The following is a 26,239-nucleotide window of genomic DNA, read 5'->3' on the forward strand; positions in this document are numbered from 1 at the left end:
TCGTCGTCATCGTCACACCTTTTCTGCAGTAGCGAGGGAAGGAACAGCGTCCCGGGCAAAGGAGATGATCTCCAGATCGTCCGGAACGTAAACCGGGCCGGCAAAGGTTTCTTCGGCCCTGCGCCAGACCGCCGGATCAGCGGTTCCCGGTACAAGATGGTGAAGGGCGAGCGCACGGGCCCCGGCGCGGGTGGCTATTTCGCCGGCCTGCCGGGGACTCGTGTGCGACTTATGGTGGTGATCCACCGAGGCTTGCGCAATCGCCGGCTCTTCATGGGCATAGGCTTTCTCCACCCAGCCGAAGTCGATAGCCTCGTGCATCAAGAGGTCCGTGTCCTCTGCTAATCGGACCAGATTGTCGCACGGTGCGGTATCCCCGGAAATGGTCACTGAGCCGCCTGCAGTGTCGAAGCGGAAGGCATAGGCAGGAGCGATCGGTGGATGCCTGACCAACGTTGCCGTCACCGTCACGAGTTCATCGCGGTAAATTTCGAAGGGTTCCATGTCGGGAGTCGGGTCGGCGTTCGGATGGAAGCCTGCGGAGTCCGGCACCACAATGTCCTCGGCCTGAAAATATTTCAGGGGTGAGGGGCGTAGAGAATCAATGACCCGGTCGTTGACGTCCGTGGAGTATGCCCGAAACAACGTCTCCACCATCTCGCGCGTGCCCAAGGTCGGATTTTCCGGAAACAGCGGCTCGGGCGCGGTGGCGGCACGAGGCGAGGGAAGCGGAAGCATGCCACGGTTGCCGGGCCCCAGAATCTTGATGGGCCGTTGGGCCGGGTCCACGATGTGCAGGAACCCGAAAACCGTCATGCTGGCCAAATCGATGGTGTGGTCCGAATGCAGATGGGTCAGGAACATCCCGCGGATCTGTGGGATCTCGATACCGGCCATCATCAGCTGCCGGCCCACACCATGGCCCATGTCCACCAAGTACGCCGCCTCGCCGACCATCACCGCGGTTGCAATACCGGAACGTTCGCCCTGCCCGGCCCCCTTCCACCAGCGGGGGCCACCAGCAGTGCCTAAAGCAACGACATGGGGCTTCAACTCATGTGTCGGCACAGTCTCAGTAGTCATGGGTCCTCCAGCAAGTAGGCAACGTTCGTCGCAGGTTCTGGACATTAACTATGGAAAGGATCACAATTTTTGTAAATCACAAGTAAATCAAAATTAATTTAAGGTGAGCTAATAATGCAGATAACCCTCCGTCAGCTGGAGTATTTTCTAGCCGTAGCGGATCTGGGCTCCGTCAGCGCTGCGGCCCGGCGTTGCCACGTCTCTCCGGGAGGTCTGTCGCTGGCTCTGAATGATCTTGAGGCCGGTCTCGGCGTACAGCTGATGTTGCGGCGAAAAGCCAAAGGCGCAACTCTGACGTCCGCCGGCCGTTGGGTAGCGGAGCGGGCGCGTTCCATTGTGACGGACGCCGGAGAGCTTCAGTTCGCAGCCCAGCGGATCCAGGGAGAGCTTGTCGGGCCCTTGAAGGTCGGCTGTTTCGGAACGCTCTCGCCCTGGCTGCTGCCCCGCATCATCGAATTCTTCGCGACAAACCACCCGGCGGTAGACATTGAACTGGTGGAGGGATCATCAGACCTGCTGCAACAGCTGCTGCTCGACGGCGAGCTGGACGTCTGCCTCATGTACTCTCTGCACGTAAATACAGAGCTGGAGCTGACAACAGTCGCCCCTGTCCGGCTTCAGCTACTACTCAGCCCCGACCACCCGCTGGCCGACCAAGACGAAATAGCCCTACGCGATCTCGGAGACTCACCGGCCGCGCTGCTGGGGCTCCAGCCGGCGCGTGATCTGGCCGAAACCCAGTTGCGCAACGCCGGCTTCGAACCGCAGATCAAGTGGCGCAGTACCAACGTCGAAACGATTCGCTCCCTCGTCGCCCGCGGACTCGCCTACTCCGTCCTCATGGGGCGCCCCCTCGGAGACCAAACCTATGAAGGCCTGCCCCTGGCGTACCGGCGCATCAAAGACGACTTACCGGACAACGCGGTAGTTGCGGCGTATCCGCGAGGCACCGTCCCGTCCGAGAAGGTCCGTGCATTACTCAGCTACTGTCAGGACGAATTCTCTGCGGACAAGTCGCCGGTGCAGTAGGAGAACAGGACTGCCCTGGACGTCGTCGTACTCTCCGTTTCATGATCAGGCTTCGAGGTGCTCCAGCAGTTCTGCCTCCGCCTGATCCAGGTAGCCGCGCAGGGCCTCGGCGGCTTCCTCGCGGCGGCCTTCGGCGAGCAGGTCCACCAGCCCCGCATTGAGTTCCACGTAATGGCTGTGGAAGTCGGGCGCGTGCCGCATCGAGTGGAAGACCAGGCGCATCCGGGCCAATACCCGGGTCATCACGTCCTGCAGGTCCGTGCTGCCGGTGGCACGGACCAGTTCCGCGTGGAATCGCTGGTTGGCATCGGCCATCTCTGGCACCGATCCCCGGGCCAGCGCTGCCCGGGCATCGGCAATGATCGTCTTCAGGGCGACTATGTCGAGTTCGGGCCCCCAGAGCACAGCGGCGGGCTCCAGCATCCGGCGCACGCGGTAGATCTCGCGGACCCCTTCAGCTCCCGGGGAGGCAACCAGGACTCCGCGGTTGGGGATGCGGGTGACAACCTGCTCTCCGGCCAGGACGGTGAAGGCTTCGCGCAGTGTGTTGCGGGAGACCCCGAAGGAGTCGGCGAGCGCCTGTTCGGACAGCTTGGAGCCGGGCAGCAAGTGCCCCTCGGCGATCCGCTCGCGCAGCAGTCCGGCCAGCCAAGCCCCCGTGTGGGCATGGGCGGCCCGGTCTCGTGCGGACTCTTCCGCCAGTGATGCGTTCAACGACATCCCACCAATCTACCGACCTATTTGCGAGGGTATGAACCGGGTGCGGCTTTGCGGGAACTAGCCAATGCGGCCCAACTCCTCGCCCTGCACGATGGGAGTCCCCGGCTGCTGGCCGCCCCGCGTCAGGGTGCCGGCACGGTGCGCCTCGATAGTGGTTTCCATTTTCATGGCCTCGACCACGGCGACCGGAGCGCCCGCGGCCAGTTCGGCGCCGTCGTCGGCCAGCCATTTGACCAGATTGCCGCTCATGGGGACCACAAGCACCTCTACGCCCACGGCGTCGTCGTTGTCCTGTTGCACTTGAGCGGTAGAGCCGCCACCATGCAGCAGCGAGTGCAGCAGCTGCGCGGGCAGGCCGATGCGCATGGCCTTGCCGTCGACGTCGATGGTGAGCTCTTCACGCTCGCCGCCCTGCTCCGCGGCCGCGATTTCGGGTGAGGCCGCCAGCACGGCTGCGAACTCGGTTTCGATCCAGGTGGTGTAGACGCCGTACGCGTCATCCCGGGTGAAGTCGCCGTCGCGGACCACTGCGCGGTGGAAGGGCAGCACCGTGGGCACGCCCGCAATGACCATTTCATCCAGCGCCACCTTGGCCCGGCGAAGCGCCTGGGCACGGTCGGCGCCGCGCACGATCAGCTTGGCCATCAGCGAGTCGTAGTCGCCGGGAATGGTCGAGCCGGAACGCACGCCCGAGTCCACGCGCACGCCGGAGCCGGTGGGCGGCTCGAACGCGGTGATGGTGCCGGGGCCGGGCAGGAAGCCGCGGGCGGGATCCTCGGCGTTGAGCCGGAATTCGAAGGCGTGGCCGTTGGGCTGCGGGTCCTCGGTGAGGCTCAGCGGCTCCCCCGCGGCGATGCGGAACTGCTCGCGCACGAGGTCGACGCCGGTGGTTTCCTCGGTGACCGGATGCTCCACCTGCAGGCGGGTGTTGACCTCGAGGAAGGACACGATCCCGTCTTGGCCCACCAGGTACTCGACCGTGCCGGCACCGTGATAGCCGGCCTCGCGGCAGATGGCCTTGGCCGACTCGTGGATTTGCCGGCGCTGGTCATCGGTGAGGAACGGGGCGGGGGCTTCCTCCACCAGTTTCTGGTTGCGCCGCTGCAGCGAGCAGTCGCGCGTGCCCACCACCACAACATTTCCGTGCGTGTCGGCGAGCACCTGCGCCTCGACGTGGCGCGGCTTATCCAGGAAGCGTTCCACGAAGCATTCGCCGCGGCCGAAAGCGACGGTGGCCTCGCGAACGGCGGACTCGAAGGCGTCCTCGATGTCCTCCATCCGGCGGGCGATCTTCAGGCCGCGGCCGCCGCCGCCGAAGGCAGCCTTGATGGCCACCGGCAGGCCGTACTGCTCCGCGAAGTCCAGCACCTCGGCGGCGCTGTCCACCGGCCCGTCGCTGCCTGGCACCAGCGGGGCACCGGCGCGGACGGCAATCTCGCGGGCGGTGACCTTGTTGCCGAGTATGCGAATGGATTCCGGGGTGGGGCCGATCCAGGCCAGTCCCGCGTCGCCGACGGCCTGGGCGAACTCGGCGTTTTCGGAGAGGAAACCGTAACCGGGATGCACGGCATCGGCGCCGGCGCGGCGGGCGACGTCGATGAGCTTGGGGATGTTCAGGTAGGTCTCAGCCCCGGTGCGGCCACCGAGCGCGTACGCCTCGTCGGCCCGGCGCACATGCAGCGCGTCCGCATCCGGATCCGAGTACACCGCCACGGACGCCAGCCCGGCGTCGCTGCAGGCGCGGGCAACCCGCACGGCGATCTCGCCGCGGTTGGCAATCAGAACCTTTTTCATGGACGGGGTCCTTCCTCGGAAGTCGTGGCGCCGGGCGTGCCGGCGGGCTGCAGGGTGTCCGGGTCGACCAGGACAAAGCGGATGGTGGTTCCGGGCGGCAGCTGCGCCGCCACCGGCAGATCCTCAGGTACGACGGCGGCAATCACCGGATACCCGCCGGTCACCGGATGATCGGCGAGGAAGAGCACCGGCAGACCGGAGGGCGGAACCTGCAACGAGCCGGCGACAACGCCTTCGCTCTTCAGCTCGCCGTCGCGGATCCGTGCCAGCGGTGCGGGTGTTGCCGCGCCCTTCGCGCCATCGGGGAGTTCCAGGCGCAGGCCGATCCGGTCCGAGGCGGAGCTGGCCAGCCACTTCTGGCCGGTCAGCCGTCCGAGCCCGGCCGGGCCGAACCAATCATCGCGGGGGCCTGCCGTGATGCGAAGCGTGGCTACTTCGCCGGCCGCAACGCGCAGCGCTGACGGCTCCGCGGCACCAACCACGTGCCGGTTGGTGGTTCTACCGACAGGCAGCACCGAACCGGCGGCCAGCGGCGCGGGTCCGAGGCCGGACAACGTATCGGTGGAGCGGCTGCCGAGCACCGACACCACCTCGATCCCGCCACGCACGGCGACATACGCCTGCAGGCCGGTGGTTGCGGGGCCGAGGGCCAGAGTTTCGCCGTCGAGCAGTGCAAAGGGTGCATCCTGGGGCGGCCGGCGTCCGGCCGGACTGATGGTCAGTTCCACGCGGGCTCCCGTGACCGCCAGCACCTGGTCGCCGCGGGCGCGCAGCACCAGGGAGCCGAACAGGTTCTCGATCACAGCCTCCCCGCTGCCGTTGCCGACCAGCCTGTTGGCCTGGCGGGCGGCCGGCTGGTCCACCGCGCCGGACGCGCTCACGCCGAGGTCGCCCAGACCCGGCCGGCCCAGATCCTGCAACAGCGAGCGCAGGCCCGGGGAGACTATTTCGAGGGCTGAAGCAGTAGTGCCGGACTGCTGGGGCTCGTCCGCTGTCAGCGGCACGGACTGTTGTTGCACCGCGGGCCCCCGCTGCGTCCCTGCCTGCTCGGGCTGCAGGCCTTCGGTGTGCAGCCCGGTTGCTTCGGCCACCGCAGCGACGGATTCGCGTGCGGGCACAAACCGGACCCGGTCCTGCGGGCGGATCAGCGCCGGATCAGCGCGGTCCAGATCCCACATCACGGTGCTGGTATGCCCTATCAGCTGCCAGCCGCCGGGAGACTTGCGCGGGTACACCGCCGAATAGCCACTGGCGAGCGCCACGGCGCCTGCAGGCACCGCGGTGCGCGGGGTGTCCCGGCGCGGCACATCGAGCACGTGGTCTTCACCCACGAGGTAGGCAAAGCCCGGGGCGAAGCCGCCGAAGGCCGCGGTCCAGAGCTGCCCGGTATGCGCATTGACCACGCCCTCGGGGCTGAGGCCGGTGAGCCGCGCGACCTCGGCGAGGTCCTCGCCGTCGTAATTTACCGGGATTTCCACAATCTCCCCCGATGCTGCGGGCGCGGCACCGATTTCCAGACGTTCGACTGCGACGCGCGCCTTGAGCGCATGGGCGCGGGTGTCGCATTTGATCAGCACGGTGCTCGCGGCGGCAAGCACATCGATCTGGCCGGGCAGCGGAGAGCCGAGCAGGTGCGCGTGCAGGGCCAGCACTGAGTCGAGGCTGGACAGCTCAACGAGCAGGGCGCGCGTGCCGGCGAAACGGAGCCCCGTGATGCTCACGCGAAGCTCCGGACGCCGACGCCCGCGGTCTCCAGGCCGGTGCGCACGGCGGCTGCCATGGCTACTGAGCCAGGGGTGTCCCCGTGCACGCAGATGCTCTCGGCCTGGACTTTGACCACGGAGCCGTCAACGGCGACGATCTCGCCGGACTGTGCCAACCGGACCATGTTCGCGACGACGACCTCCGGATCGTGGAGCACCGCGCCGGCTTCGCGGCGGGAAACCAGCGTGCCGTCCGGGTTGTACGCGCGGTCTGCGAAGGCTTCGGCTACTCCGCGGAGCCCGGCGGCCTCGGCCTTGGCCAGCGCCAGCGAGCCCGGCAGCAGCAGCAACGGCAGGTCTGTCCCGAACGCCTGAACCGCGTCGACCACGGCCTGGGCGTGGCCCTCGTGGTGGACGATCGTGTTGTACAGCGCGCCGTGCGGCTTCACGTAGCGGATGTCCGCCCCCGCCGCGCGGGCCAGCGCCTGCAGCGCGCCCAGCTGGTAGAGCACGTCGTCGGCCAACTCGGTCGGAGTGCAGTCCAGGAACCGCCGGCCGAAGCCGGCCAGATCGCGGTAGCCGACGTGGGCGCCGATGGTAACTCCGGCGGCTACCGCGTCCCGGCAGGTTTGGGCGATGGTGCTCGGATCGCCGGCGTGGAAGCCGCAGGCCACATTGGCGCTGGACACGGAACGGAAGATGGCGGCGTCGTCGCCCATCTGCCAGTTGCCGAAGGATTCTCCGACGTCGCTGTTCAAGTCAATAAAAGCCATGCTGTGACACCCGTCTCGTTGGTTCTCCCATCAAGAATGCACCACAAACGGTGATTGTTCAACAATTCAGAAAAAGCTTGTTCAACAATCTCTTGCGCGGATTGTTCAACAACCTGTAATGTCTTTCCCATCGTTCGTGTGACAGTGGTCACCAATCCAGATGGGATAGACAATGGAAAAAACGAAACCGGCCAAGGTGCGGCCGAATCTCCAGCGCACCGCGCTGCTGGGCGCCATGTTCCTCATGGCCACCAGCGCCATCGGCCCGGGCTTCATCACCCAGACCACTGTCTTCACGGTGCAGTTGGGCGCGGCGTTCGCCTTCGCCATCCTGCTCTCGATCCTCGTGGACATCGCCGTCCAGCTGAATGTGTGGCGCATTATCGGCATCTCCGGACTGCGGGCCCATGAACTCGGCAACAAGGTGCTGCCTGGAGTCGGCTGGTTCCTGGCCGTGCTGGTGTTCCTCGGCGGCCTGGTGTTCAACATCGGCAACATCGCCGGTACGGGCCTGGGCGTCAACGCCATGATGGGCCTGGATCCCAAGCTCGGCGGTGCCATCTCCGCCGGCATCGCTATCCTGATCTTCCTCTCCAAGTGGGCGGGCTACGCCCTGGACCGGATTGTGGTGCTGCTCGGCGCAGTAATGATCCTCCTGATGATCTACGTGGCTATTGTCGCCGCCCCGCCGCTGGGCGAGGCGCTGAAGAATACATTCCTGCCCGAAAAGGTCGACTTCCTGGTCATCACGACATTGATCGGCGGAACCGTCGGCGGCTACATCACGTATGCCGGCGCCCACCGCATGCTGGACTCCGGGGCCACCGGCGTGGAGCATGTCAAGGAAATTACGCGCAGCTCGGTCCTGGGAATCCTGGTCACCGGCGTGATGCGCGTACTGCTCTTCCTGGCCATCCTCGGCGTCGTCGCCGGCGGGGTGACCCTGACCAGCAACAACATGGCGGCCGAGGCCTTCGGTGCAGCCGCCGGCGAAATCGGCATGCGCATGTTCGGCATCGTGCTCTGGGCCGCCGCCCTGACCTCCGTGGTCGGCGCCGCCTACACCTCCGTTTCCTTCGTGACGCACACGGGGACCTCGGATCGCAAGCGCAGCCTCATCACCGTCGCCTTCATCGCATTCTGCGCCGTGGTCTACCTCTTCCTGGGCCAGGCGCCGCAGCAACTGCTGATCTTTGCCGGCGGATTCAACGGCCTGATCCTGCCGGTCGGCTTCGGGGTGCTGCTCTGGGTGGCCTGGCGGCGGCGCGACCTGCTGCACGGCTATTCGTACCCGAAGTGGCTGCTGGCGGTGGGCATCGCGGCCTGGCTGCTGACCCTGTTCCTGGGATGGAATTCCCTGGCCGGTCTCGCGGCGATCTGGAGCTAGGCAGATGAAGGACCTACAGAATCTGGAGAATTTGGACGCCGGGGCAACCTCGCCCGCACACCGGGGAGCCCTCAGCCCGGCCGAGGCACGCGCGATGTTCCGTTCGGGCCTGGCCGTTCCGACCGCCGGCTGGTCACGTGGGTACGCCCAGGCGAACCTGATGATCGTGCCGCGCGAGCTCGCCTTCGACGTGCTGCTCTTCGCCCAGCGGAACCCCAAGCCGTGTCCAATCCTGGGAGTGCTCGACGCCGGTGAGGTCACCGGGCCGCTGCTGGCGGGCGGGGACATCCGCACCGACGTGCCGCGCTATACCGTCTACCTCGACGGACAAAAGGTTGCCGAGCCGACGGACATCAGCGAGTACTGGCGCGATGACCTCGTCACCTTCATCGTGGGCTGCTCATTCACCTTCGAATCGGCATTGCGCGAAGGTGGGATCTCCATCGCGCACATTGACCAGAATGTGAACGTGCCGATGTACAAGACCAATGTGCGCTGCGATCCGGCCGGGTCGATCTCGGGCCCGCTGGTGGTTTCCATGCGGCCGATCCCCGCTTCAAGGGTGGCCGATGCCGTGCGCATCACGTCCCGCTACCCGGCCGTACACGGAGCACCCGTCCACGTGGGAAATCCCGCGGAGCTGGGCATCGGCGACCTGGGCAGGCCCGACTTCGGCGACCCGGTACAGATTCCGCAGGGCCACATTCCGGTGTTCTGGGCATGCGGTGTCACTCCACAGGCAGCGGTGATGGAGTCCCGGCCGGCCCTGGCCATCGGACACGCCCCCGGGCACATGCTCATCACCGACGCGCGCGACAGCGACTATCTGGTTCCCTAGTTCGTTGCCGGTCCGGCAGTCCCCTGCTCCGGAAACCGCTGCATCGCACGCGAGGTCTGGGCCAGGGCGAGCATCCGCAGCAGCAGCTTGCTGTAGAGAAAGGTCCCCACCGCAACCGTCCGGACCATCTGGTTCCGCGTGGACTGTTCCTCCACATGGCCGATATCCAGGGCTGCTACCCGATCGACCGCCGCCGCGTAGGTGGACAGCACCGGGGCGTCAGGGGCCATGCCGAACTCCTCCATCTGGCCGAACAGCTCATTCAGCGAGTTCCGCGCGGGAGAGGGCGCGTCCAGCCACCGTCCGCCGGACATCAGCTCCGTGGTCCAGCGGTGGTCCGGAACTGCATCGGCCGGCAGGCCCAGCACCGTCGCCTGCGTCAGGCCGAGCAGGTTGAGCACGTCCACTTCGGGATTATCGATGGCGGCGGTCAACGTTTTGATCTTGTCCAGCCCGAGCCCCACCACCTGCCGGAGCAGCCGGATCAGTTCCAGCCGGTCGAGGTGCTCCTGCGTATACTCGGCGCGGTTGGCGGTGCCAGGTTCCCCGGGCTTGAGCAGATCTTCGCGCAGGTAGAACTTGATGCTGGCAACCGACACACCGCTGTCCTGGCTCAACTCTTTCAGCTGCACGGGAGGCTCCTTGCGGATAGTGGATCGGCCGGCAACTATCCTGTATACGCGAGCGGATAGTAGGACTATCTTATAACCATGGAAACCTGGAACTGGCTCATTGCCACCCATGCCATCGCGGCCGGCTACGTTCTGGTGCTCGGCCCGATGAACATCTTCCGCCGCGCCAAGGACAGAGTGCACAAAGCCGTCGGTTTCACCTGGATCGGGGCCATGTACTACCTGTGCATCAGCAGCTTCTGCATCCGGACCGACGGCGGCTTCACCTGGCTGCACGGCCTCTCCGCGTTCACGCTCCTGACCGTGACCCTCGGCCTGGTCAGCGCCATCCGCGGGAACATCCAGGCGCACCGGGGCAACATGATCGGCAGCTACCTCGGGACCGTGATCGCCTTCGTGTTCGCCATCCTTGCCCCGGGCCGGCGGATCCCCCTGCTGTTCTCCGAGCAGCCGGCCACCCTGGCCTTCGCTACCCTGCTGGTCCTGGCGACTTCGGTGGCACTGTTCTTCACCTTCCGGAGCCTGTTCCGAAAGGCAGCGGTGGAGGAAGAAGCGGCAGTCGCCTAGTACAGCGGCGGGGGCAGCAAAAATCCGGCCCGCCACCAAAAACAGCGACGTCGGCACCCGCCCAGGTGCCGACGTCGTTGTTTTGTTGGAAGGTGCTTCAGCCCTCCACGTGGGCGTCCGCGAGGTCGAACACCTCGTCGAGAATGGCCAGGCCTGCCTGGAGGTCCTCGGCGTTGATGTTCAGCGGCGGTACCACGTGGATCCGGTTGAAGTTGGCGAACGGCAGCAGGCCACGGGACTTGCACGCCCCGATCAGCTCGTTCATCTCCGGACTCGACGCACCGTACGGGGCCAACGGCTCACGCGTGGCCGCGTTCTTGACCAGTTCGATCGCCCAGAACATTCCGGTGCCCCGGACCTCGCCGATGCTCGGGTGCCGTTCCGCCATGCGGGCCAGCGCCGGTGCCACCACGCTCTCGCCGAGCGAGGCCGCGTTCTCCACCATCGATTCATCGCGCATGGCATTGATCGTGGCGACGGCCGCCGCGGAAGCCAGCGGGTGGCCGGAGTAGGTCAGCCCGCCCGGGTAGGGCCGCTGCGCGAAGGTGGAGTAGATCTCCTCGGAGATGGCTATGCCGCCCAGGGGGACGTACCCGGAGGTCACGCCCTTGGCGAAGGTGAGCAGGTCCGGCGCCACGTCGAAGTGGTCGATGGCAAACCACTTCCCGGCGCGCCCGAAACCGGACATGACCTCGTCGGCGATGTAGATGATGCCGTACTTGGTGGCCAGGTCGCGCACGCCCTGCAGGTAGCCCGGCGGCGGCACCATGATCCCGGCGGTTCCCGGGATGGACTCCAGGATGATCGCGGCGATGTTGGACGCGCCCTCCAGCTGGATGGCGGTTTCCAAGTGCTCCAGCGCGCGCTGGCATTCCTCCGCCTCCGTGGCCGAGTGGAACTGGGTGCGGTAGAGGAATGGGGCGTGGAAGTGCACCGTGCCGGCGTTGCCGTAGTCGTTGGGGATCCGCCGCGGGTCGCCGGTGACGTTCACGGCCAGCGCGGTACCGCCGTGGTAGGACCGGTACGCGGAGAGCACCTTGTACTTGCCCGTGTGCAGCCGCGCCATGCGGATGGCGTGCTCCACCGCGTCGGCCCCGCCGTTGGTGAAGAAGATCCGGTTCAGGTCCCCCGGCGTAAGCTCGGCAACGAGGCGGGCAGCCTCGGAGCGCGCGTCATTGGCGTGCTGCGGCGCGACGGTGCACAGCTTGCCGGCCTGCTCTTGGATGGCCGCGACCACCTTGGGGTGCTGGTGGCCGATGTTGGTGTTGACCAGCTGCGAGGAGAAGTCCAGCAGCTTGTTTCCCTCGCCGTCCCAGACGTATGAGCCCTCCGCCCGGGTGATGACCATGGGCTTGAGCTGCTCCTGCGCGGACCAGGAGTGGAAGACGTGCTTGCGGTCCAGTTCATACGCCCGCTTCGCGGACGCCAGTTCCGCCTCGGTGAGCGGGGAATCGGTGGTGATGCTCATGCTGCGCTCCTTAACAACGACGGCGGGTCAAGAGTTCTGCGGGAAGCCAAGGTTGATACCGCCGTGGCTCGGGTCGAGCCAGCGGGAGGTGACCACCTTGCCGCGGGTGAAGAAGTGCACGCCTTCGGCGCCGTGGGCGTGGCTGTCGCCGAAGAGCGAGTTCTTCCAGCCGCCGAAGGAGTAGTACGCCATCGGCACGGGGATGGGTACGTTGATGCCGACCATACCGACCTCGATCTCGTTCTCGAAGCGGCGGGCGGCCCCGCCGTCGTTCGTGAAAATCGCGGTGCCGTTGCCGTACGGGTTGGCGTTGATGAGCGCCAGGCCCTCGTCGTAGCTGGGCACGCGGACCACGGAGAGCACCGGGCCGAAGATCTCGTCGGTGTAGATGGACATGTCCGGCGTGACGTTATCGAACAGGGTGGGGGCGAGGAAGAATCCGTCGCCCTCGGCATCCGGGGTCACGGTGCGGCCGTCGAGGACCATGGTGGCGCCGGCGGCCTCGCCGGCGTCGATGTAGCCGGCCACCTTTTCGCGGTGCGCGGCGGTGACCAGCGGGCCCATGTCGGCGCCGCGCGTGCCGTCGCCGATCCGCAGGGTGCGGGTGCGTTCGGCGATCTTGGCCACGAGTTCGTCCGCGATGGACTCCACGGCGACGATCGCGGAGATCGCCATGCAGCGTTCACCGGCGGCACCGTAACCGGCGTTGACCGCTGCATCGGCAGCCAGGTCCAGGTCCGCATCGGGCAGGACCAGCATGTGGTTCTTCGCGCCGCCCAGGGCCTGCACGCGCTTTCCGGTGGCGGTGCCCTGCTGGTAGACGTACTGTGCGATCGGCGTGGAACCGACAAAGGACACGGACTTGATGTCCTGGTGCTGCAGCAGGGTGTCCACGGCTTCCTTGTCACCGTGCACTACGTTGAAGACGCCCTCGGGCAGGCCGGCTTCCTTCCACAGTTCGGCCATCCAGTTCGCCGCGGTCGGATCCTTTTCGCTGGGTTTGAGGACCACGGTGTTGCCGGCGGCGATGGCCACCGGGAAGAACCACATCGGCACCATCGCCGGGAAGTTGAACGGCGAGATGATCGCGGCCGGACCCACCGGCTGGCGGACGGAGTGGACGTCCACCTTGGTGGAGGCGTTCTCGGTGTAGCCGCCCTTGAGCAGGTGCGGAATGCCGCAGGCGAACTCCACCACCTCCTGGCCGCGGGAGATCTCGCCAAGTGCGTCGTCGAGGACCTTGCCGTGCTCGGCGGTGATAATGGCGGCCAGTTCGGGCTTGCGGGCGTTCAGCAGCTCGCGGAAGTTGAAGAGGATCTGCACCCGCTTGGCCAGGGACGTGTCGCGCCAGAGCGGGAACGCCGCCGTCGCCGCAGCAACCGCATCATTCACCGTGCTGGCACTGGCCAGGGCCACCTTTGAGGTCACCTTGCCGGTGGCGGGATTGGTCACGTCGGCGAGGCGCGAGCCGGTGGCCGGCGCGGTCTCGGCTCCGTTGATCCAGTGCTGAACAGTCTTCATGGGACTCCTTGAGTGCGTGTGGGCTTGCCCGGGCGTGTGCCGGCATCGTGGTTTCATACTGCCCCCGCGGGACGCTCCCGCGGAAGGAGCACTGTGTAATCCGTTCCCCTTCGCGCTATACACTGTGTAAATGGTGCTAACGGTTGCCGACGTCCTGCAGTTGCCCGTGGTTAAAGCCGGGGAACCGGAAACCCTTGCCGGCGCGGACAGGCTCGGCGAAGCAGTCCGCTGGGTCCACGTCGCCGAGCTGAAGGAGCTGTCCGGTCTGCTCGAAGGCGGCGAGCTGGTGCTGACCACCGGCCTGGCCTTCGGGGATTCCCCCCGCGAGGCGGCAATCTTCCTCCGCGGGCTCGAAGCCGCGGGGGCCGCCGGCGTCGTCGTCGAAATCACCGCCGCGCGGCACAAGGCGGCGCAGGCCCTGCGCGAAGCCGCCCGCGATGTCGGCCTGCCCGTGGTCCTGCTGGGCCGGAAGGTGCGGTTCGTTGAGGTGACCGAGGTGGTGCACCGCAAGCTGGTCGCCACGCAGTTGGAGCAGGTGGAAAAGGCCCGCCGCGTGCACGAGGTCTTCACCCAGCTCAGCCTCGAAAGCGCTGGCGCGGAGGAGATTGTCGCGCGCACCGCCGAGCTGCTGGGTGCGCCGGTGGTGCTTGAGGACGCTTCCCACCTGGTCCTGGCCTTCGACGCCGCTGGCCTGCCCACCATGGAGGTACTGCGCGATTGGGAAGCCCGCTCGCGGCTGGTGCACTACCGGGAGGAGACCGTCCGCTCCGGCGGCGAGCGCTGGCTCCAGACGCCGGTGGGGATCCGGGGGCACCGGTGGGGCCGCCTGGTGGTTCCCGTGCTGCAGGAAAATAACGACGACGACGCCGAGTCCGCCATGGTGCTCGAGCGTGCCGGCCAGGCGCTGTCCATCAACCGGATGGCGGAGCGCGACCAGCTGGAACTCGCCCACCAGGCGCGCGCCGGCCTGGTGCACGAACTCCGCCGGCCTGGCTCCCTGGCCGAATCGGAAGCCCTCGCCCGCAGCGCGGCCATGGGCCTGCAGCCGGCGCCGCTCTACGTACCGGTGGTCTTCCGGCTGGACCGGATTCCCGGCGAAGAACCCATCGGCACGCAACGGCGGGAACGGGCCTTGCTGGACCTGCTGCACCGGGTGATGGCGACCTCGCGCACCACCGCACTGGCGGCCAGCCTGCAGGCCGGATCCATCGCGCTGCTGCTGCCGGTGCCCGCGAAGCAACTGGCCGATCCGATGCTGGAGCGGATCACAGGCGAGGCCGCCGAGTCCTCCGGCGAACTGGGCTGGACCGTCGGCGTGGGCCGAGGCCGCCCCGAACTGCTGGCCGCTGCCGCCGCCGGGCTGGACGAAGCCGCGCAGGTCGCCGAGGCGGCCAGCACGCTCAGCAAGGGCACCAAACGCTTCTACCGCTCCGGCGACGTCCGGCTCCGCGGCCTGCTCTGGCTGCTGCACGAGGACCAGCGCGTGCAGACTTTCGTGGAGTCGGAACTGGGCGAACTCTTGGCGAACGACGACGACGCCGGGCTCGACCTGCTGGAACGGTACCTGGAAAGCGGCGGCAACAAGGCCCAGCTCGCCCGGAGCGGCTACCTCAGCAGGCCCACCCTCTACGCCCGCCTGGCCAAACTTGAAACCCAGCTCGGCGTCAGGCTGGACGACGCCGAATCGCGCACGTCCCTGCATGTCGCCGTGCTGCTGCACAAGCTGCTCAACCGGTGAGCTTGCGCGGCTGACCCGACCGCCAACCCACCGCGGCGAAGGCCGCGCCTATACCTAGAACTGCTATGTTTAATGCATTGCAGATCTAGGTATGGAGGCGCAGTGCGCATCGACAAGGACCTGGTCGCCGCTTCGGCCACCCCGCTCGTGCTGGGGATTCTGTCGGAGGGCGACCTGTACGGCTACGCGATCATCAAGCGCGTGAGCGAGCTGTCCGGCGGCGGCATGCAGTGGACCGACGGGATGCTCTACCCGCTGCTGCACCGACTCGAGCGGCTCGGCTATGTGTCGTCGTCCTGGGGCATGTCCGAGGCCGGGCGCCGGCGCAAGCACTACGCGATCACCCCGACGGGCCGGAATGCCCTCGCCGACCGGCAGGAACAGTGGACCGTCGTGGCGGACGCGCTGCGGCAGGTCTGGCAGAGCGCGCAACAACCGCCCGCCGTGATCGAAGGGTGGGCATGATGGAGCAGCACGCGGAACTGGAAGCCCAGATCGGCCGATGGCGCGGGTACGTCCAGCGGCGCCGGGCCATCTCCCCCGCCGACATCGACGAGCTGGAGGACCACCTCCGCGAGCAGATCGCCGACAGGCAGGCCACCGGGCTCGACGACGAGGAGGCGTTCCTCGTCGCGATCAAGCGCCTGGGCAACCTGGACGCCGTCTCCCGCGAGTTCGCGCGCGAGCACTCCGACCGGCTGTGGAAGCAGTTGGTCCTGGTGCCGGAAGATTCCGACGGCGCAGGCACTCCCCCGTGGCGTGAGCTCGCCGTCGTACTTGCCCTTGCAGTGGGAGCAGGTCTGGCGGTCAAGATCGGGACAATCTGGCTGTACGACGAGGCCGTGCTGGCGCGCAACCTCAGCCTGCTCGTCTTCCCGTTCCTTGGCGCCTACTTCGCATGGAAGCGCCGGCTCACCGCCTCCGTAGCCGCGATGCTGCTGATCCCGTTCGCCGCGCTGGCGGTGGTGCTCAATGTCTACCCGTTCGTCTCCGGCGGTTCCACCGAGGTGCTCGCCATCCTGCATGCCCCGGTGGTCCTCTGGCTGCTCGCCGGGGTCGCGTACGTCGGCGGCAGGTGGCGCTCCGACAACCGGCGCATGGATTTCGTCCGGTTCACCGGTGAGCTCGCGATCTACTTCACGCTCCTGGCCCTCGGCGGTGCCGTCCTGGTTGGGCTCACCTTCGGTGCCCTCAGCGTTGTCGGCATAGACCTCGAGCCGGTGATGGAGGACTGGATCATGCCGTTCCCCGTCCCCGGGGCACTGGTCGTCGCTGCGTGGCTCGTCGAAGCCAAGCAGAACGTCGTCGAGAACATCGCGCCCGTCCTCACCCGCGTCTTCACGCCCCTGACCATCGTCATGCTGCTGACTCTGCTGGCCGTCTTCACGGCCGCCGGCGGGCTTGTCGACGTCGACCGCGAACTGCTCATCCTCATGGACGCGATCCTCGTGCTGGTCCTGTGCCTGCTGCTCTACGCGATTTCCGCCCGCGACTCGCTCGCACAGCCGGGCCTGTTCGACGCCCTGCAGCTGATCCTCGTCATCGCGGCCCTCGCCGTCGACGCGGTGATGCTGACCGCAATGCTGACCCGAATTGCGGAGTTCGGCTTCAGCCCCAACAAGATCGCCGCGCTCGGCCTGAACCTCCTGCTGCTCGTGCACCTGCTTCGGGCGGCCTGGCTCACCGTCGGGTTCCTCCGCGGACGGCGGCCGTTCGGCGCGCTTGAGCGCTGGCAGACCCGCTACCTGCCCGTCTACGGCGCTTGGGCAGCCGTCGTCATCCTGGTCTTCCCGCCCGTCTTCGGCTTCGCCTGATCCTAGAAAAGCCCGGTGATTTCGCCGTCGTCGTTCACGTCCATCCGCATCGCGGCTGGCTGCGGGGGCAGACCGGGCATGGTCATCACCGCTCCCGTCAACGCGACAATAAAGCCGGCGCCGGTTTTGGGAATCAGGTCCCGGACGGTGATCGTAAAGCCGGACGGAGCCCCGAGCCGCGTCGGATCATCGGTGAAGGAGTACTGGGTCTTAGCCATGCAGACCGGCAGATGCCCCCAACCGTTGGCCTCGATCTCCGCGAGCCGGCGCTTGGCCGGAATGGCGAATTCCACGTGGTCGGCGCCGTAGATCTGCTGGGCGATCGTCTCGATCTTTTTTTCGACGGCGAGGTCGAGGTCGTAGAGCGGCGAGAAGTTCTGCGGCGTATCAACGGCACGGGCTACCTTGGCTGCCAATTCATCGCCGCCGGTTCCGCCGCCGCCTTCGGCCCAGACGTCGGCAACGGCCGCCTCGACGCCCTTCCGCCGGCACCATTGGAGAATGACGTCCAGTTCTGCCTGCGAGTCCGTGGTGAACTTGTTGATCGCGACTACCGGCGTCACGCCGAACTTCGCCGCGTTGTCCACGTGGCGCTCCAGGTTCACCAGCCCCTCCTGCAGGGCCGCGGTATCCGGCGTCGACAAGTTCTCCTTGGCCACCCCGCCGTGCATCTTGAGCGCGCGGACAGTAGCAACGACGACGATGGCCGACGGCGCGAAGCCCGCGGCCCGCGCCTTGATGTCCATGAATTTTTCGGCACCGAGGTCGGAGCCGAATCCCGCCTCGGTGACCACAATGTCGGCCAGCCGCCGTGCGGTCTGCGTGGCAATGATCGAGTTGCAGCCATGCGCAATGTTGGCGAACGGCCCGCCGTGGACCAGTGCCGGCGTGCCGGCGATGGTCTGCACGAGGTTTGGCTTGATGGCGTCCTTGAGCAGCATCGCCATGGCGCCTTCGGCACCGAGGTCGCCAGCGGTGACGGGTTTCTTATCGTAGGTGTAGCCGAAGGTAATGTGGGCAAGCCGCCGCTTCAGGTCCTTCAGGTCGGTGGAGAGGCAGAACACTGCCATCACTTCGGAAGCCACCGTGATGTCGAAGCCGTCCTCGCGCGGCACACCCTGGGAGGGGCCGCCAAGCCCGACGACGATCTGCCGCAGCGTGCGGTCATTCATGTCGACGACGCGTTTAAAGGGGATCCGCCGCGGGTCGATGCCGAGGACGTTGCCTTGGTAAATGTGGTTGTCCACCAGGGCCATGAGCGCATTGTTGGCGGATGTGATGGCATGGAAGTCGCCGGTGAAATGGAGATTGATGTCGTCCATCGGCAGCACCTGGGAGTATCCGCCGCCGGTGGCGCCGCCCTTCATCCCCAGGATCGGGCCCAGGGACGGCTCGCGCAACGCGATCATTGTCTTGTGCCCGGCTTTGGCCAGTGCATCCGCCAGGCCGACGGTCACTGTTGACTTGCCTTCGCCGGCGGGCGTGGGTGACATGGCGCTAACCAGCACCACGCGTCCGCGCGGCTCCGCCTGGTCCTCGGCGAGCTTAGCCGGATCGATCTTGGCTTTGTAGTTGCCGTACAGCTCCACGGCCTCGCGCCGTATACCGGCGGCCAGGGCTATGTCCATAATGGGCTTCAGCGTCGCCCGGCGGGCAATTTCAAGATCGGTCAAGGGGGAGGCAGCAGACATCTTTGTCCTCTTCCGTCAGCTTGCGGCGTCTATGAAGCCAACGTACCAGTCGATCTCCTTTTTGTGACCGCACAATTGCCGCAGAGGGACATCCGAGATACTCCGGTGTGTGATGAAGTAACTCCGGTCGGCTTGCCACGCTCAGACGGTGCTGCAGGCCCCGCCACTGTCAACCGTTGACGCATCGAGCGCGCCATCGAGCCGTCAAGGCGAAACCTCTCATCCGGACATCCGCATGTTCGGCACTTCCATACTAAGCCGCAGATCTTCCAGCCGACGGGAACGTTGGCGCTGACTGAGCGCACAGCATCGTGCTTCTGTGCCGATAACGGACGTTACGTCGTCCAGGTAGCCGTAGAGTACCTGGCCAACCGCGAACTGAGGCGGCACTGACGAGATGCTCGCCTGCGGCTGCTGCTGGAAGAACCGCTGGAATTGGTGCGAGACCGCGGCAAGGCTTCGCCAGGCCGCCCGTGAACTGGCAGCCGCTGTTGAGTTGGTCTAACACAAGGGCATTTCAGACAGTGGGTGGGGGCCGAAGAGGGACAGCCACCGGCCTGAAACCGCTCCACCGGCTCGGTTATGTTCGGCTGTATTTCCGGGGACAGGATGTACCGGCCGATAGGGTAGTGGTCATGACCGGCCGTGAAATTGTCCTACCTGTTGAAGGTTCTGAAGGAGAGGGTGCGCAATTCGCGGGCGCAGGCGTTGCGCACAGTGAATACGCAGTTGATCGGGCTGTACTGGTCGATCGGCCGGGACATTTTGCAGCGTCAGGATGTCGAGGGCTGGGGGAGTGGCATCATCGCCCGCCTCGCCGAAGACCTCCGAGCCGAGTTTCCGGAAATGAAGGGCCTGTCCCGAAGCAATCTCTTCTATATGCGGGGTTTTGCTGCCGGCTGGCCGGAGCCAATTGTCCAACAGCCTGTTGGACAATTGCCGTGGGGCCACATCACCGTGCTGCTGGACAAGCTCGAGACAGCCGAATCCAGAAACTGGTACGCCGCAGCGGCAGTGGAGTACGGGTGGTCGCGGAACGTGCTGCTGAATATGATTATGGGCCAGGCGATGGAGCGCACTGGATCCGCGCCCTCGAATTTTACGGAGGTGCTGCCGGCGCCGGGGTCGGAGCTGGCGCAGCAGGCAGCGAAAGACCCGTACAACTTTGAGTTCCTGGGCCTGACCGGTGAAGTCGCCGAGCGTGATCTGGAGCAGCGGCTGACCGACCGGATCGTGGAGAACCTGCGTGAGCTTGGACCGGGATTCGCGTTTGTCGGACGGCAAGTGCATCTGGAGGTCGGCGGTGACGACTTCTACATCGACCTGCTGTTCTTCCACGTCGAGCAGCTGCGGTACTACGTATTCGAGCTGAAGACGGGTCGATTCCAGGCCGAGTACGCCGGCAAACTGAATTTCTACGTCGCCGTCGTCGATGACCTGATGAAGCGCGAGTTCCACCACGAGACGGTTGGGATCCTGATCTGCGGCAGCAAAAACGACCACACGGTCCGCTACAGTCTGGGCCGGTCGACCTCGCCGATGGCGGTCTCGGCGTACACCTACGAGCAGCTGCCGGCCGAGGACAAAGCCCTCATGCCCGGCGAAGACCAGCTCACGGCCGCGCTGGACCAGCTGCCGGACGACTAACAGCTGCACGGCAGTTTCCTGAGCAGGGACAGCGACACCAGTCCGGCGTGGCTGCAAGGGCGCGGATCCGGCGACGTTGATGCCACGTGCGACGGAAGATGTATCAGCGTGTCCTATCCGGCAGAATTGATTCATATGATGAGATACGCAGATTACAACTTGACATAAGGTACCTTATCGGCGTTGAGTTTCGGGCTCAGGGGTTAGATCGTCAGGTATGCCAGAACGGCCTACTCAGGCCTTCATAGGACACGCGACGGCCAGCCTCGCGGTGCGGTAACCGAAGCTCTGATAGCATCTTGCCACCGTCAACGCGTTGGTGCCTGTAATCGGTTCATGGCTCCAAAGAGGGGCGGGCTGATTACTACGGAGCGGCCGTTCTGGATCTGCGAGGTTATCAGGACCTGCCCCAAGGTTGGATCGGCGGTTCCGTCGGGGTAGCTAAGCGGCGATTGTCCGCCGCTGCCGAAATAGTAAATTCCGTTCAGGCCCCGATAGGTTTCTTCACGCAAAACCTTGCAGGTACCAGACGGTATGGTGCTGCCGTTGCGTGCCCAGCTCCAAGCCAATAGTTGCACTTGGTCGTAGGCGGCGCTGGCCTGAGATGGTCCGGGTTCGATGCCGTACCGCAGAAGGTAGTCGCGATGAAATTTTGTGGCAGACGCAGAGTCAGTCCGACTGGTCACTGAGCTCCAAACTGCTCCATCAGCTAGGGGGCCCAGTAGCTCCTTGAACCTGGGGATCGAAGCGCCGTAAACGTAATGCACTAGACCTGTGAAATCGTGTTCCTTCAGCAGCCGGTGGAACAGCGCGATCTCGTCCGGAATAAAGTGGGCAACCAACACCACATCAGGGTTGGATGCGGAGATCTTCCGCGCAATTCTCCGCCAATCAGTCTGCCGAAATGGGGCTGATACCTTAGAACAGATGCTCCAGCCCACCGAGGACAGAGCGCTTTCGAATCCATTCCCCGTGATGCGGGTACTCGGAGAGTCCATTTCCACGATCGCTACCCTGCGGTTGACAGGCGTGTACCTTCGGCTATCTTCCAGTTCCTGCAGAAAACGTCGAAAAGCCATTGCATAGTACTTTTCTGACGGACACGTCTGGTAGATCATCCAGTACCGTTCGGGCTGGTCTCGCACCAATTCAACATGCTGCTCGAAGGTGTCTAGATGCAGAAATGGGTGCCCATAGTCGGCCGCCATGTCAAGGATGAACGGGTTTTCCGCGCTGATGTAGTTTGTTGTGATGGCATCCACCCTCGCATCGATCAGCCGTTGCATGGCCCCTCGCACATCGGTTGGGCTAAATAGATCCGCGTCGGCAACGATATGCTCCAGAGGCCGTCCCGCGATGCCACCGTTGGCATTAATTTCCTCGACTGCAAGAGCGGAACCGCGAACGTGCTCCTCGCCGTCGTCCGTGGCATTGCCCGACAATGAAGCCAACGTTCCTAGCAGGATAGGACGGCGCATAGGCGGCAGTGCTGCAAGCGCACTGACCCGGTCAGGATTGCCGGCGAGCATGCGGGCAAATTTCTCAAGTCCCACGGCTGCGATCGGGACAACCCCGTCGACCCCGCCCGGCACGGGCAGTGCAAGCAGATTGCTGTCCACTGCCAAGGCTGCTAATCCTGCTCGACCGCGCTGGTCCAGTTTCTGGAGTAGCCGCTCAATTTGTGTGGACACTGTTCGCGGGCTGGTTCCCAGCCGCGCAGCGATTTCGATGTTTGTCAGTCCTAAGGACACGAGAGTTAAAACATCGATCTCACGTTTAGTGATCCCCAGTGGAAGTACTGCGTAACTTGTGCTCACTAGGGCATGGTCCTGTTGGTCTCCCCGGCCGCGGTGGCGCTCCATGCGCACCGCGAGCCAAGGTCCACTAGTGCGGAAAATAAACTGTGCTTCCGTGCGGTTGACTAGGAGAAAGCCCCGGGCAAGCTGGATGAGTTCGGCAGCCGGTGCCGTGCCCATGAGGACAGTTGTGTGTCCGTGGTGGTCTGCTGTGAACTCCGACTGGGACATCATGTACTTGTTCCATCCGCTTATGACCATTTATCCATTCTGCGTGTGGCTTGCCTCCTGCAAAACCGCATAACTCGGGACGAACTGCGCAAGGACCGCTGCCTTCCGGATGGCGTCCTCCTGCCAGGGTTCGACTAATCTTTGTGGATAGCTCTGGAAAAAGTCATGGTAGGGATCATCCACAGCTGATTTCAGACCGGTTAGTTCCTCTAGCACGGCCATGCCACAGAACGGGACGTAGTGCGCCGAATAGCCGCCTTCGTGGGCAAATACCACATTGCCGTCGGCCAACTCAGCGGCGGCTTGGATGACTAGATGCGACATGCGGCGGAAGCCCTCACTAGTGACCATCATGCGGCCCAAGGGGTCAGTGACGGCCGCGTCCATGCCGCTACCCACGATGATCAACTCCGGCTGGAACCGCTGGAGCGCGGGTATAACAACCTGCTCCACTGCCCGAACATAGCCCCCGTCTCCAGTACCGGCTGGTAGCGGGATATTTAGGGCACTTCCCTCAGCGCCTGCACCGCCGTTTTCCTCCCGGAATCCAGAGTCCACCGGGTAGAGTTGGTCCTGGTGAAGAGACACCGTCAGCACGTTAGGGTCCTCCCAGAAGACCTTTTGAGTACCGTTGCCATGGTGTACATCCCAATCGACGATTGCGATCCTCTCGATCCCGAATTCTTCCCGGGCGATTTCTGCCGCAATGGACGTGTTGGCCAAAATGCAGTACCCCCGTCCGCGATCCGGCTCTGCGTGGTGTCCTGCGGGCCGCACAAGTGCATACGCATTGCTGACCTCGCCGGCTAGGACTCCTCGCACAGCACTGGCCACGGCGCCAGCTGCCAGTCGGGCAATGCGTAGACCCTGCGGCCCGAAGTCTGCGTTTTCGCCCGCATCTCCGCCTGTGGCATCCAGTTCTTTTAGCCGCAGAAGATATCCCGGCGTATGGACTCGGAGGATTTCCGCATCAGTGACCTCGGTTGCCTCTAGACGCCGCATCTGTTTATCGAAGCCACTGACCTCCACTAGTGCGGCAAAACGGCCCTTGGTTGCCGGGGAATCGAAGGATTCATAAGGTTGAATGAATCCTCCGGGCGGAAAAAACCCCGATCCGTTGCCGGTGTTATGCCAATTGAAAGCCTCGTGCCAAATCCAACCGGTCGTCATTGTCTGCTCCTCAGTTCGTGTGATGTGTATCCAGATAGAAACACGGTAGTTCTGCTCGTTGTGTCGCCACAGAGAATCAGGACCGCACGGCGGATCCAGTCTGGAACTTGATGTCCTCATCATCTCGGGATTGTTCGGCCAGAGCAGCACGGCCTCGATTTTCCCAAGACTTCTTGACAATCTTCTGAATGGATTCGTCCAGGCCTACAGCCACTACCAAAGTCAGTCCCACAATAATGGTCTGTAGGAACGGGGACGCCTGCAGGAAGACCAACCCATTACGCAGCACGCCAAAAAACAACAGTCCGGCAATCACGCCACCGATGCGACCGCTACCGCCTGCGAACGCTACGCCACCCAGCAAGACTACGGTTAGCGCACTCATTTCCAGATTGAGCCCGATAGCAGGGCTAGCCGACTGAACCTTCGCGGCCAACATTATGCCGGCAAGAGCAGACGACACACCGCAGGCCGCGAACAAGCCGAAACGAATCCTAGCCACGCTGATCCCCATCAGGAAAGCCGCACGCTGGCTGCCGCCCACCGCGTAAACCTCGCGACCAATGCGATGCCGGTTTAGGACATACCAAGCCAAGGCTATGGCAGCGACAAGCATAACCAAACGCATCGGGACCGGCCCTATGGCCGCCGTCCCAAGTTCCCTAAACCCGTCCGGCAGCTCGCTCCGAGTCACTGTGCGCCCGTTGGTCATGAGCATCGCATACCCGCCCCAGACGCTAAGGAAACCCAGTGTCACCACAATTGGATTGAGCCCTAAATAAGCTACGAGGAATCCGTTCAGCATTCCGGCAAATGCGCCGAATATGAGACCGACGGCTATGCCTAGGACAATTGAGTCGGTCGCGCTCATGGTCAGGGCCGCATTCACTGCAGCTGCAGAGGCAATAGAGCCAACGGACAGATCTACAGCTCCTGAAATCAAGAGCATGGCCAAGGGCAGGGCGATGATCCCGAGCTCCGCGATCTGTAGCATGACATTCATGGCATTGCCCATGCTCAGGAACCTCGGGTTTAGCAGCGAAAAAAAGATGATCAGCAGGACAAGGGCCATAAAGATCCCGTTGCGCGCCATGAGAGTCTTAAACTCCCCCACGGATTGTTTCATTATGCGACTTCTTCCTTAGGAGACGTCCGGTCGGACAGTTCGAGAAGTGTTGACAGCAATTCGCCCCCGAAACGGGAGGTACGGTCTACAGGGGCGGTTCGGCCTCCGTACATGACGTAGGCCCTGTCGCACAGCAGGGTGATCTCATCGGATTCTGCCGAAGCAACCAAGACCGACGTCCCTTTTGCAGCCATGGCACGCACAGCCCCAGCAATATCGGCCTTGGCCCCCACGTCGACCCCCTGCGTCGGCTGAGCCAGGAGCAGGACGCGCGGAGGGCGGGGAAACATCCACCGAGAAATGAGGTGCTTCTGCCGGTTTCCACCGCTGAATTCATCAATGGGCGCCTCACTGTCCGGCCCTAAGATGTTCAATACAGCCCGCGCACGGGCGTATTCCTGCGTGCCTGCCTTCGGACCGATCCAGAATCCCCGATGTGCGGCGTCCCTGTACCAAGGTAAGAAAACGGTGTCAAGAGCCGAGGCTCCTGATACCAAGCCATCGTTCTCCCGGTCCGCAGGCACGAGGTGGACTCCATGCCGGATTGCGTGGGCGGGTGAGGCGACAGCAACCCGGCGGCCGTCTAGCCTGAAACCGAACCTGCCGTGCATTCCGAACATACTTTCAAGAAGCGTAAACTGCTCACCGGCTGCCATGCCGAAAAGTCCGACTACTTCTCCAGCTTGACAAGAAATACCGGCGGCAGGCTCCTCACACCCGATAGATTCGTGTTCCGAGGGGCGAGCAACGACAAACGTGCCGGTCTTTGCATCCGGTGCTAGTGCCTTGGCGAGCAATTGTCCGTCGAAGTCCCCGGCGGGTCCGTCGACTTCCAACCGGCCGGACCGAAGGACCAGAATCCGCTGGCATACATCGAGGATGTCTGGCAGGCGGTGGGACACATAAATGACAGCCACCCCGTCGGCTGCCAGATTCCGGATCAGTCGGTGCAGGGCGACAGTTTCCGCGCGGCCGAGTGCGGCCGTTGGTTCATCAAGCAGTAGGATCTTTATTTCACCGCGAAGCATGCCGCGGGCCAGGTCCACCAATTGGCGTTCGCCGAGTGACAGGGTGCCCACGATCAAGTCCAAGTCCAAGTCCGCTCCGACCCGGGCCAAGGCTCTACGCGCCGCGCCTGACCTGTCCCTGCGGAATAGCTCGGATTGTCCCAGGAAGAGATTGTCGAGGATGCTCAAATTTGGGGCGAGGGCCGGTTCCTGGTGGATAACCGTGACTCCGCGCCTAGCCATATCCATCGGAGTAGAGCGGGTGCTGACCTCTGTGCCGTCGATCAGGAAAGCGCCAGAGGTGGCAGGGAAAACACCGGAAACAACATTGAACAAAGTAGATTTGCCCGCCCCATTGTGTCCCAGCAGACCTACTATTTCGCCGGGCGCTATGCCAACACTGACCGAATCGAGCGCCCTGGTGGCTCCAAACTCGACCGTCAGAGAGCTTAGTTTCAGGACCGCCGGCAGCGGACCGCGTCCTTCAGACAGGTTTTCCATAGG

General features: G+C 64.5%; 21 protein-coding genes. 8 read left to right on the forward strand and 13 right to left on the reverse strand.

Features of this window, described 5'->3' with window-relative positions:
* Positions 1 to 12: 12 nt before the first annotated feature.
* Entirely contained in the window at positions 13 to 1,083 is a 1,071-nt protein-coding gene (locus J5251_RS03565; protein ID WP_208575201.1) for an MBL fold metallo-hydrolase, read from the reverse strand.
* A 114-nt stretch (positions 1,084 to 1,197) separates the two neighbouring features.
* On the opposite strand from J5251_RS03565, the gene J5251_RS03570 reads away from it, so the two are divergent.
* Positions 1,198 to 2,112: a LysR family transcriptional regulator gene (locus J5251_RS03570; protein WP_139006467.1), complete on the forward strand. Its 915-nt coding sequence runs from the start codon at positions 1,198 to 1,200 to the stop codon at positions 2,110 to 2,112.
* A 45-nt stretch (positions 2,113 to 2,157) separates the two neighbouring features.
* Here J5251_RS03570 and J5251_RS03575 read toward each other — a convergent pair whose 3' ends face one another.
* The 4 genes from J5251_RS03575 to J5251_RS03590 are packed head-to-tail and all read right to left on the reverse strand — an operon-like array spanning position 2,158 to position 7,102.
* Positions 2,158 to 2,832, reverse strand: a complete 675-nt coding sequence (locus tag J5251_RS03575; protein WP_208575202.1) for a GntR family transcriptional regulator — start codon at positions 2,830 to 2,832, stop codon at positions 2,158 to 2,160.
* 57 nt (positions 2,833 to 2,889) lie between these two features.
* Complete coding sequence (locus tag J5251_RS03580; protein ID WP_208575203.1) at positions 2,890 to 4,626, reverse strand: acetyl/propionyl/methylcrotonyl-CoA carboxylase subunit alpha; 1,737 nt, start codon at positions 4,624 to 4,626, stop codon at positions 2,890 to 2,892.
* Entirely contained in the window at positions 4,623 to 6,347 is a 1,725-nt protein-coding gene (locus tag J5251_RS03585; RefSeq protein ID WP_208575204.1) for a carboxyltransferase domain-containing protein, read from the reverse strand. The genes J5251_RS03580 and J5251_RS03585 overlap by 4 nt, the downstream gene beginning before the upstream one ends.
* Positions 6,344 to 7,102 (reverse strand): LamB/YcsF family protein, encoded by a 759-nt coding sequence (locus J5251_RS03590; RefSeq protein ID WP_208575205.1) that lies wholly within the window; start codon positions 7,100 to 7,102, stop codon positions 6,344 to 6,346. Before J5251_RS03590 ends, J5251_RS03585 begins: the two co-directional genes overlap by 4 nt.
* A gap of 172 nt (positions 7,103 to 7,274) precedes the next feature.
* Here J5251_RS03590 and J5251_RS03595 point away from each other — a divergent pair, with 172 nt between their 5' ends.
* Together J5251_RS03595 and J5251_RS03600 are read left to right on the forward strand one after the other, a co-directional pair.
* Positions 7,275 to 8,489, forward strand: a complete 1,215-nt coding sequence (locus tag J5251_RS03595) for an NRAMP family divalent metal transporter (RefSeq protein WP_208575206.1) — start codon at positions 7,275 to 7,277, stop codon at positions 8,487 to 8,489.
* A 4-nt stretch (positions 8,490 to 8,493) separates the two neighbouring features.
* A complete protein-coding gene (locus J5251_RS03600) occupies positions 8,494 to 9,327 on the forward strand; it encodes a putative hydro-lyase (RefSeq protein WP_208575207.1) in 834 nt (277 codons plus the stop codon).
* On the opposite strand, the gene J5251_RS03605 is transcribed toward J5251_RS03600, so the two are convergent.
* Positions 9,324 to 9,959 (reverse strand): MerR family transcriptional regulator, encoded by a 636-nt coding sequence (locus tag J5251_RS03605; RefSeq protein ID WP_208575208.1) that lies wholly within the window; start codon positions 9,957 to 9,959, stop codon positions 9,324 to 9,326. The genes J5251_RS03600 and J5251_RS03605 overlap by 4 nt on opposite strands.
* A gap of 78 nt (positions 9,960 to 10,037) precedes the next feature.
* On the opposite strand from J5251_RS03605, the gene J5251_RS03610 reads away from it, so the two are divergent.
* Positions 10,038 to 10,526 carry a DUF2306 domain-containing protein gene (locus J5251_RS03610; protein WP_208575209.1) on the forward strand — a complete coding sequence of 163 codons (489 nt, stop codon included), beginning with the start codon at positions 10,038 to 10,040 and terminating at the stop codon, positions 10,524 to 10,526.
* 97 nt (positions 10,527 to 10,623) lie between these two features.
* Here the strand turns inward: J5251_RS03610 and J5251_RS03615 are convergent, their stop codons facing one another.
* Both J5251_RS03615 and J5251_RS03620 read right to left on the reverse strand, forming a co-directional pair.
* Entirely contained in the window at positions 10,624 to 11,994 is a 1,371-nt protein-coding gene (locus J5251_RS03615; protein ID WP_208575210.1) for an aspartate aminotransferase family protein, read from the reverse strand.
* Positions 11,995 to 12,021: 27 nt separating this feature from the next.
* On the reverse strand, positions 12,022 to 13,515 hold the full coding sequence (locus J5251_RS03620) for a CoA-acylating methylmalonate-semialdehyde dehydrogenase (RefSeq protein WP_208575211.1): 1,494 nt from the start codon (positions 13,513 to 13,515) through the stop codon (positions 12,022 to 12,024).
* 130 nt (positions 13,516 to 13,645) lie between these two features.
* Between J5251_RS03620 and J5251_RS03625 the strand changes: the two genes are divergently transcribed.
* The 3 genes from J5251_RS03625 to J5251_RS03635 all read left to right on the forward strand — a co-directional run bounded on the left by J5251_RS03625 (position 13,646) and on the right by J5251_RS03635 (position 17,067).
* On the forward strand, positions 13,646 to 15,253 hold the full coding sequence (locus tag J5251_RS03625) for a PucR family transcriptional regulator (RefSeq protein WP_208575212.1): 1,608 nt from the start codon (positions 13,646 to 13,648) through the stop codon (positions 15,251 to 15,253).
* Positions 15,254 to 15,355: 102 nt separating this feature from the next.
* On the forward strand, positions 15,356 to 15,718 hold the full coding sequence (locus tag J5251_RS03630) for a PadR family transcriptional regulator (RefSeq protein WP_208575213.1): 363 nt from the start codon (positions 15,356 to 15,358) through the stop codon (positions 15,716 to 15,718).
* A complete protein-coding gene (locus tag J5251_RS03635; protein WP_348272963.1) occupies positions 15,715 to 17,067 on the forward strand; it encodes a permease prefix domain 1-containing protein in 1,353 nt (450 codons plus the stop codon). Before J5251_RS03630 ends, J5251_RS03635 begins: the two co-directional genes overlap by 4 nt.
* 2 nt (positions 17,068 to 17,069) lie before the next feature.
* On the opposite strand, the gene J5251_RS03640 is transcribed toward J5251_RS03635, so the two are convergent.
* Positions 17,070 to 18,758, reverse strand: a complete 1,689-nt coding sequence (locus J5251_RS03640) for a formate--tetrahydrofolate ligase (RefSeq protein WP_208575215.1) — start codon at positions 18,756 to 18,758, stop codon at positions 17,070 to 17,072.
* 684 nt (positions 18,759 to 19,442) lie between these two features.
* Here J5251_RS03640 and J5251_RS03645 point away from each other — a divergent pair.
* The gene (locus J5251_RS03645) at positions 19,443 to 20,405 is read left to right on the forward strand and encodes a PDDEXK nuclease domain-containing protein (RefSeq protein WP_240793196.1); all 963 of its coding nucleotides are present in this window, start codon (positions 19,443 to 19,445) and stop codon (positions 20,403 to 20,405) included.
* A gap of 308 nt (positions 20,406 to 20,713) precedes the next feature.
* Here the strand turns inward: J5251_RS03645 and J5251_RS03650 are convergent, their stop codons facing one another.
* The 4 genes from J5251_RS03650 to J5251_RS03665 all read right to left on the reverse strand — a co-directional run bounded on the left by J5251_RS03650 (position 20,714) and on the right by J5251_RS03665 (position 26,236).
* Positions 20,714 to 22,462 (reverse strand): ABC transporter substrate-binding protein, encoded by a 1,749-nt coding sequence (locus J5251_RS03650; RefSeq protein WP_208575216.1) that lies wholly within the window; start codon positions 22,460 to 22,462, stop codon positions 20,714 to 20,716.
* Positions 22,463 to 23,602, reverse strand: a complete 1,140-nt coding sequence (locus tag J5251_RS03655) for a class II histone deacetylase (RefSeq protein ID WP_208575217.1) — start codon at positions 23,600 to 23,602, stop codon at positions 22,463 to 22,465.
* A gap of 76 nt (positions 23,603 to 23,678) precedes the next feature.
* Positions 23,679 to 24,728 carry an ABC transporter permease gene (locus J5251_RS03660; protein WP_244250785.1) on the reverse strand — a complete coding sequence of 350 codons (1,050 nt, stop codon included), beginning with the start codon at positions 24,726 to 24,728 and terminating at the stop codon, positions 23,679 to 23,681.
* Complete coding sequence (locus J5251_RS03665) at positions 24,728 to 26,236, reverse strand: ATP-binding cassette domain-containing protein (protein WP_208575218.1); 1,509 nt, start codon at positions 26,234 to 26,236, stop codon at positions 24,728 to 24,730. Before J5251_RS03665 ends, J5251_RS03660 begins: the two co-directional genes overlap by 1 nt.
* Positions 26,237 to 26,239: the final 3 nt, after the last annotated feature.

The sequence above is a fragment of the Arthrobacter crystallopoietes genome (assembly GCF_017603825.1).
Taxonomy (GTDB): Bacteria; Actinomycetota; Actinomycetes; order Actinomycetales; family Micrococcaceae; genus Crystallibacter; species Crystallibacter crystallopoietes_B.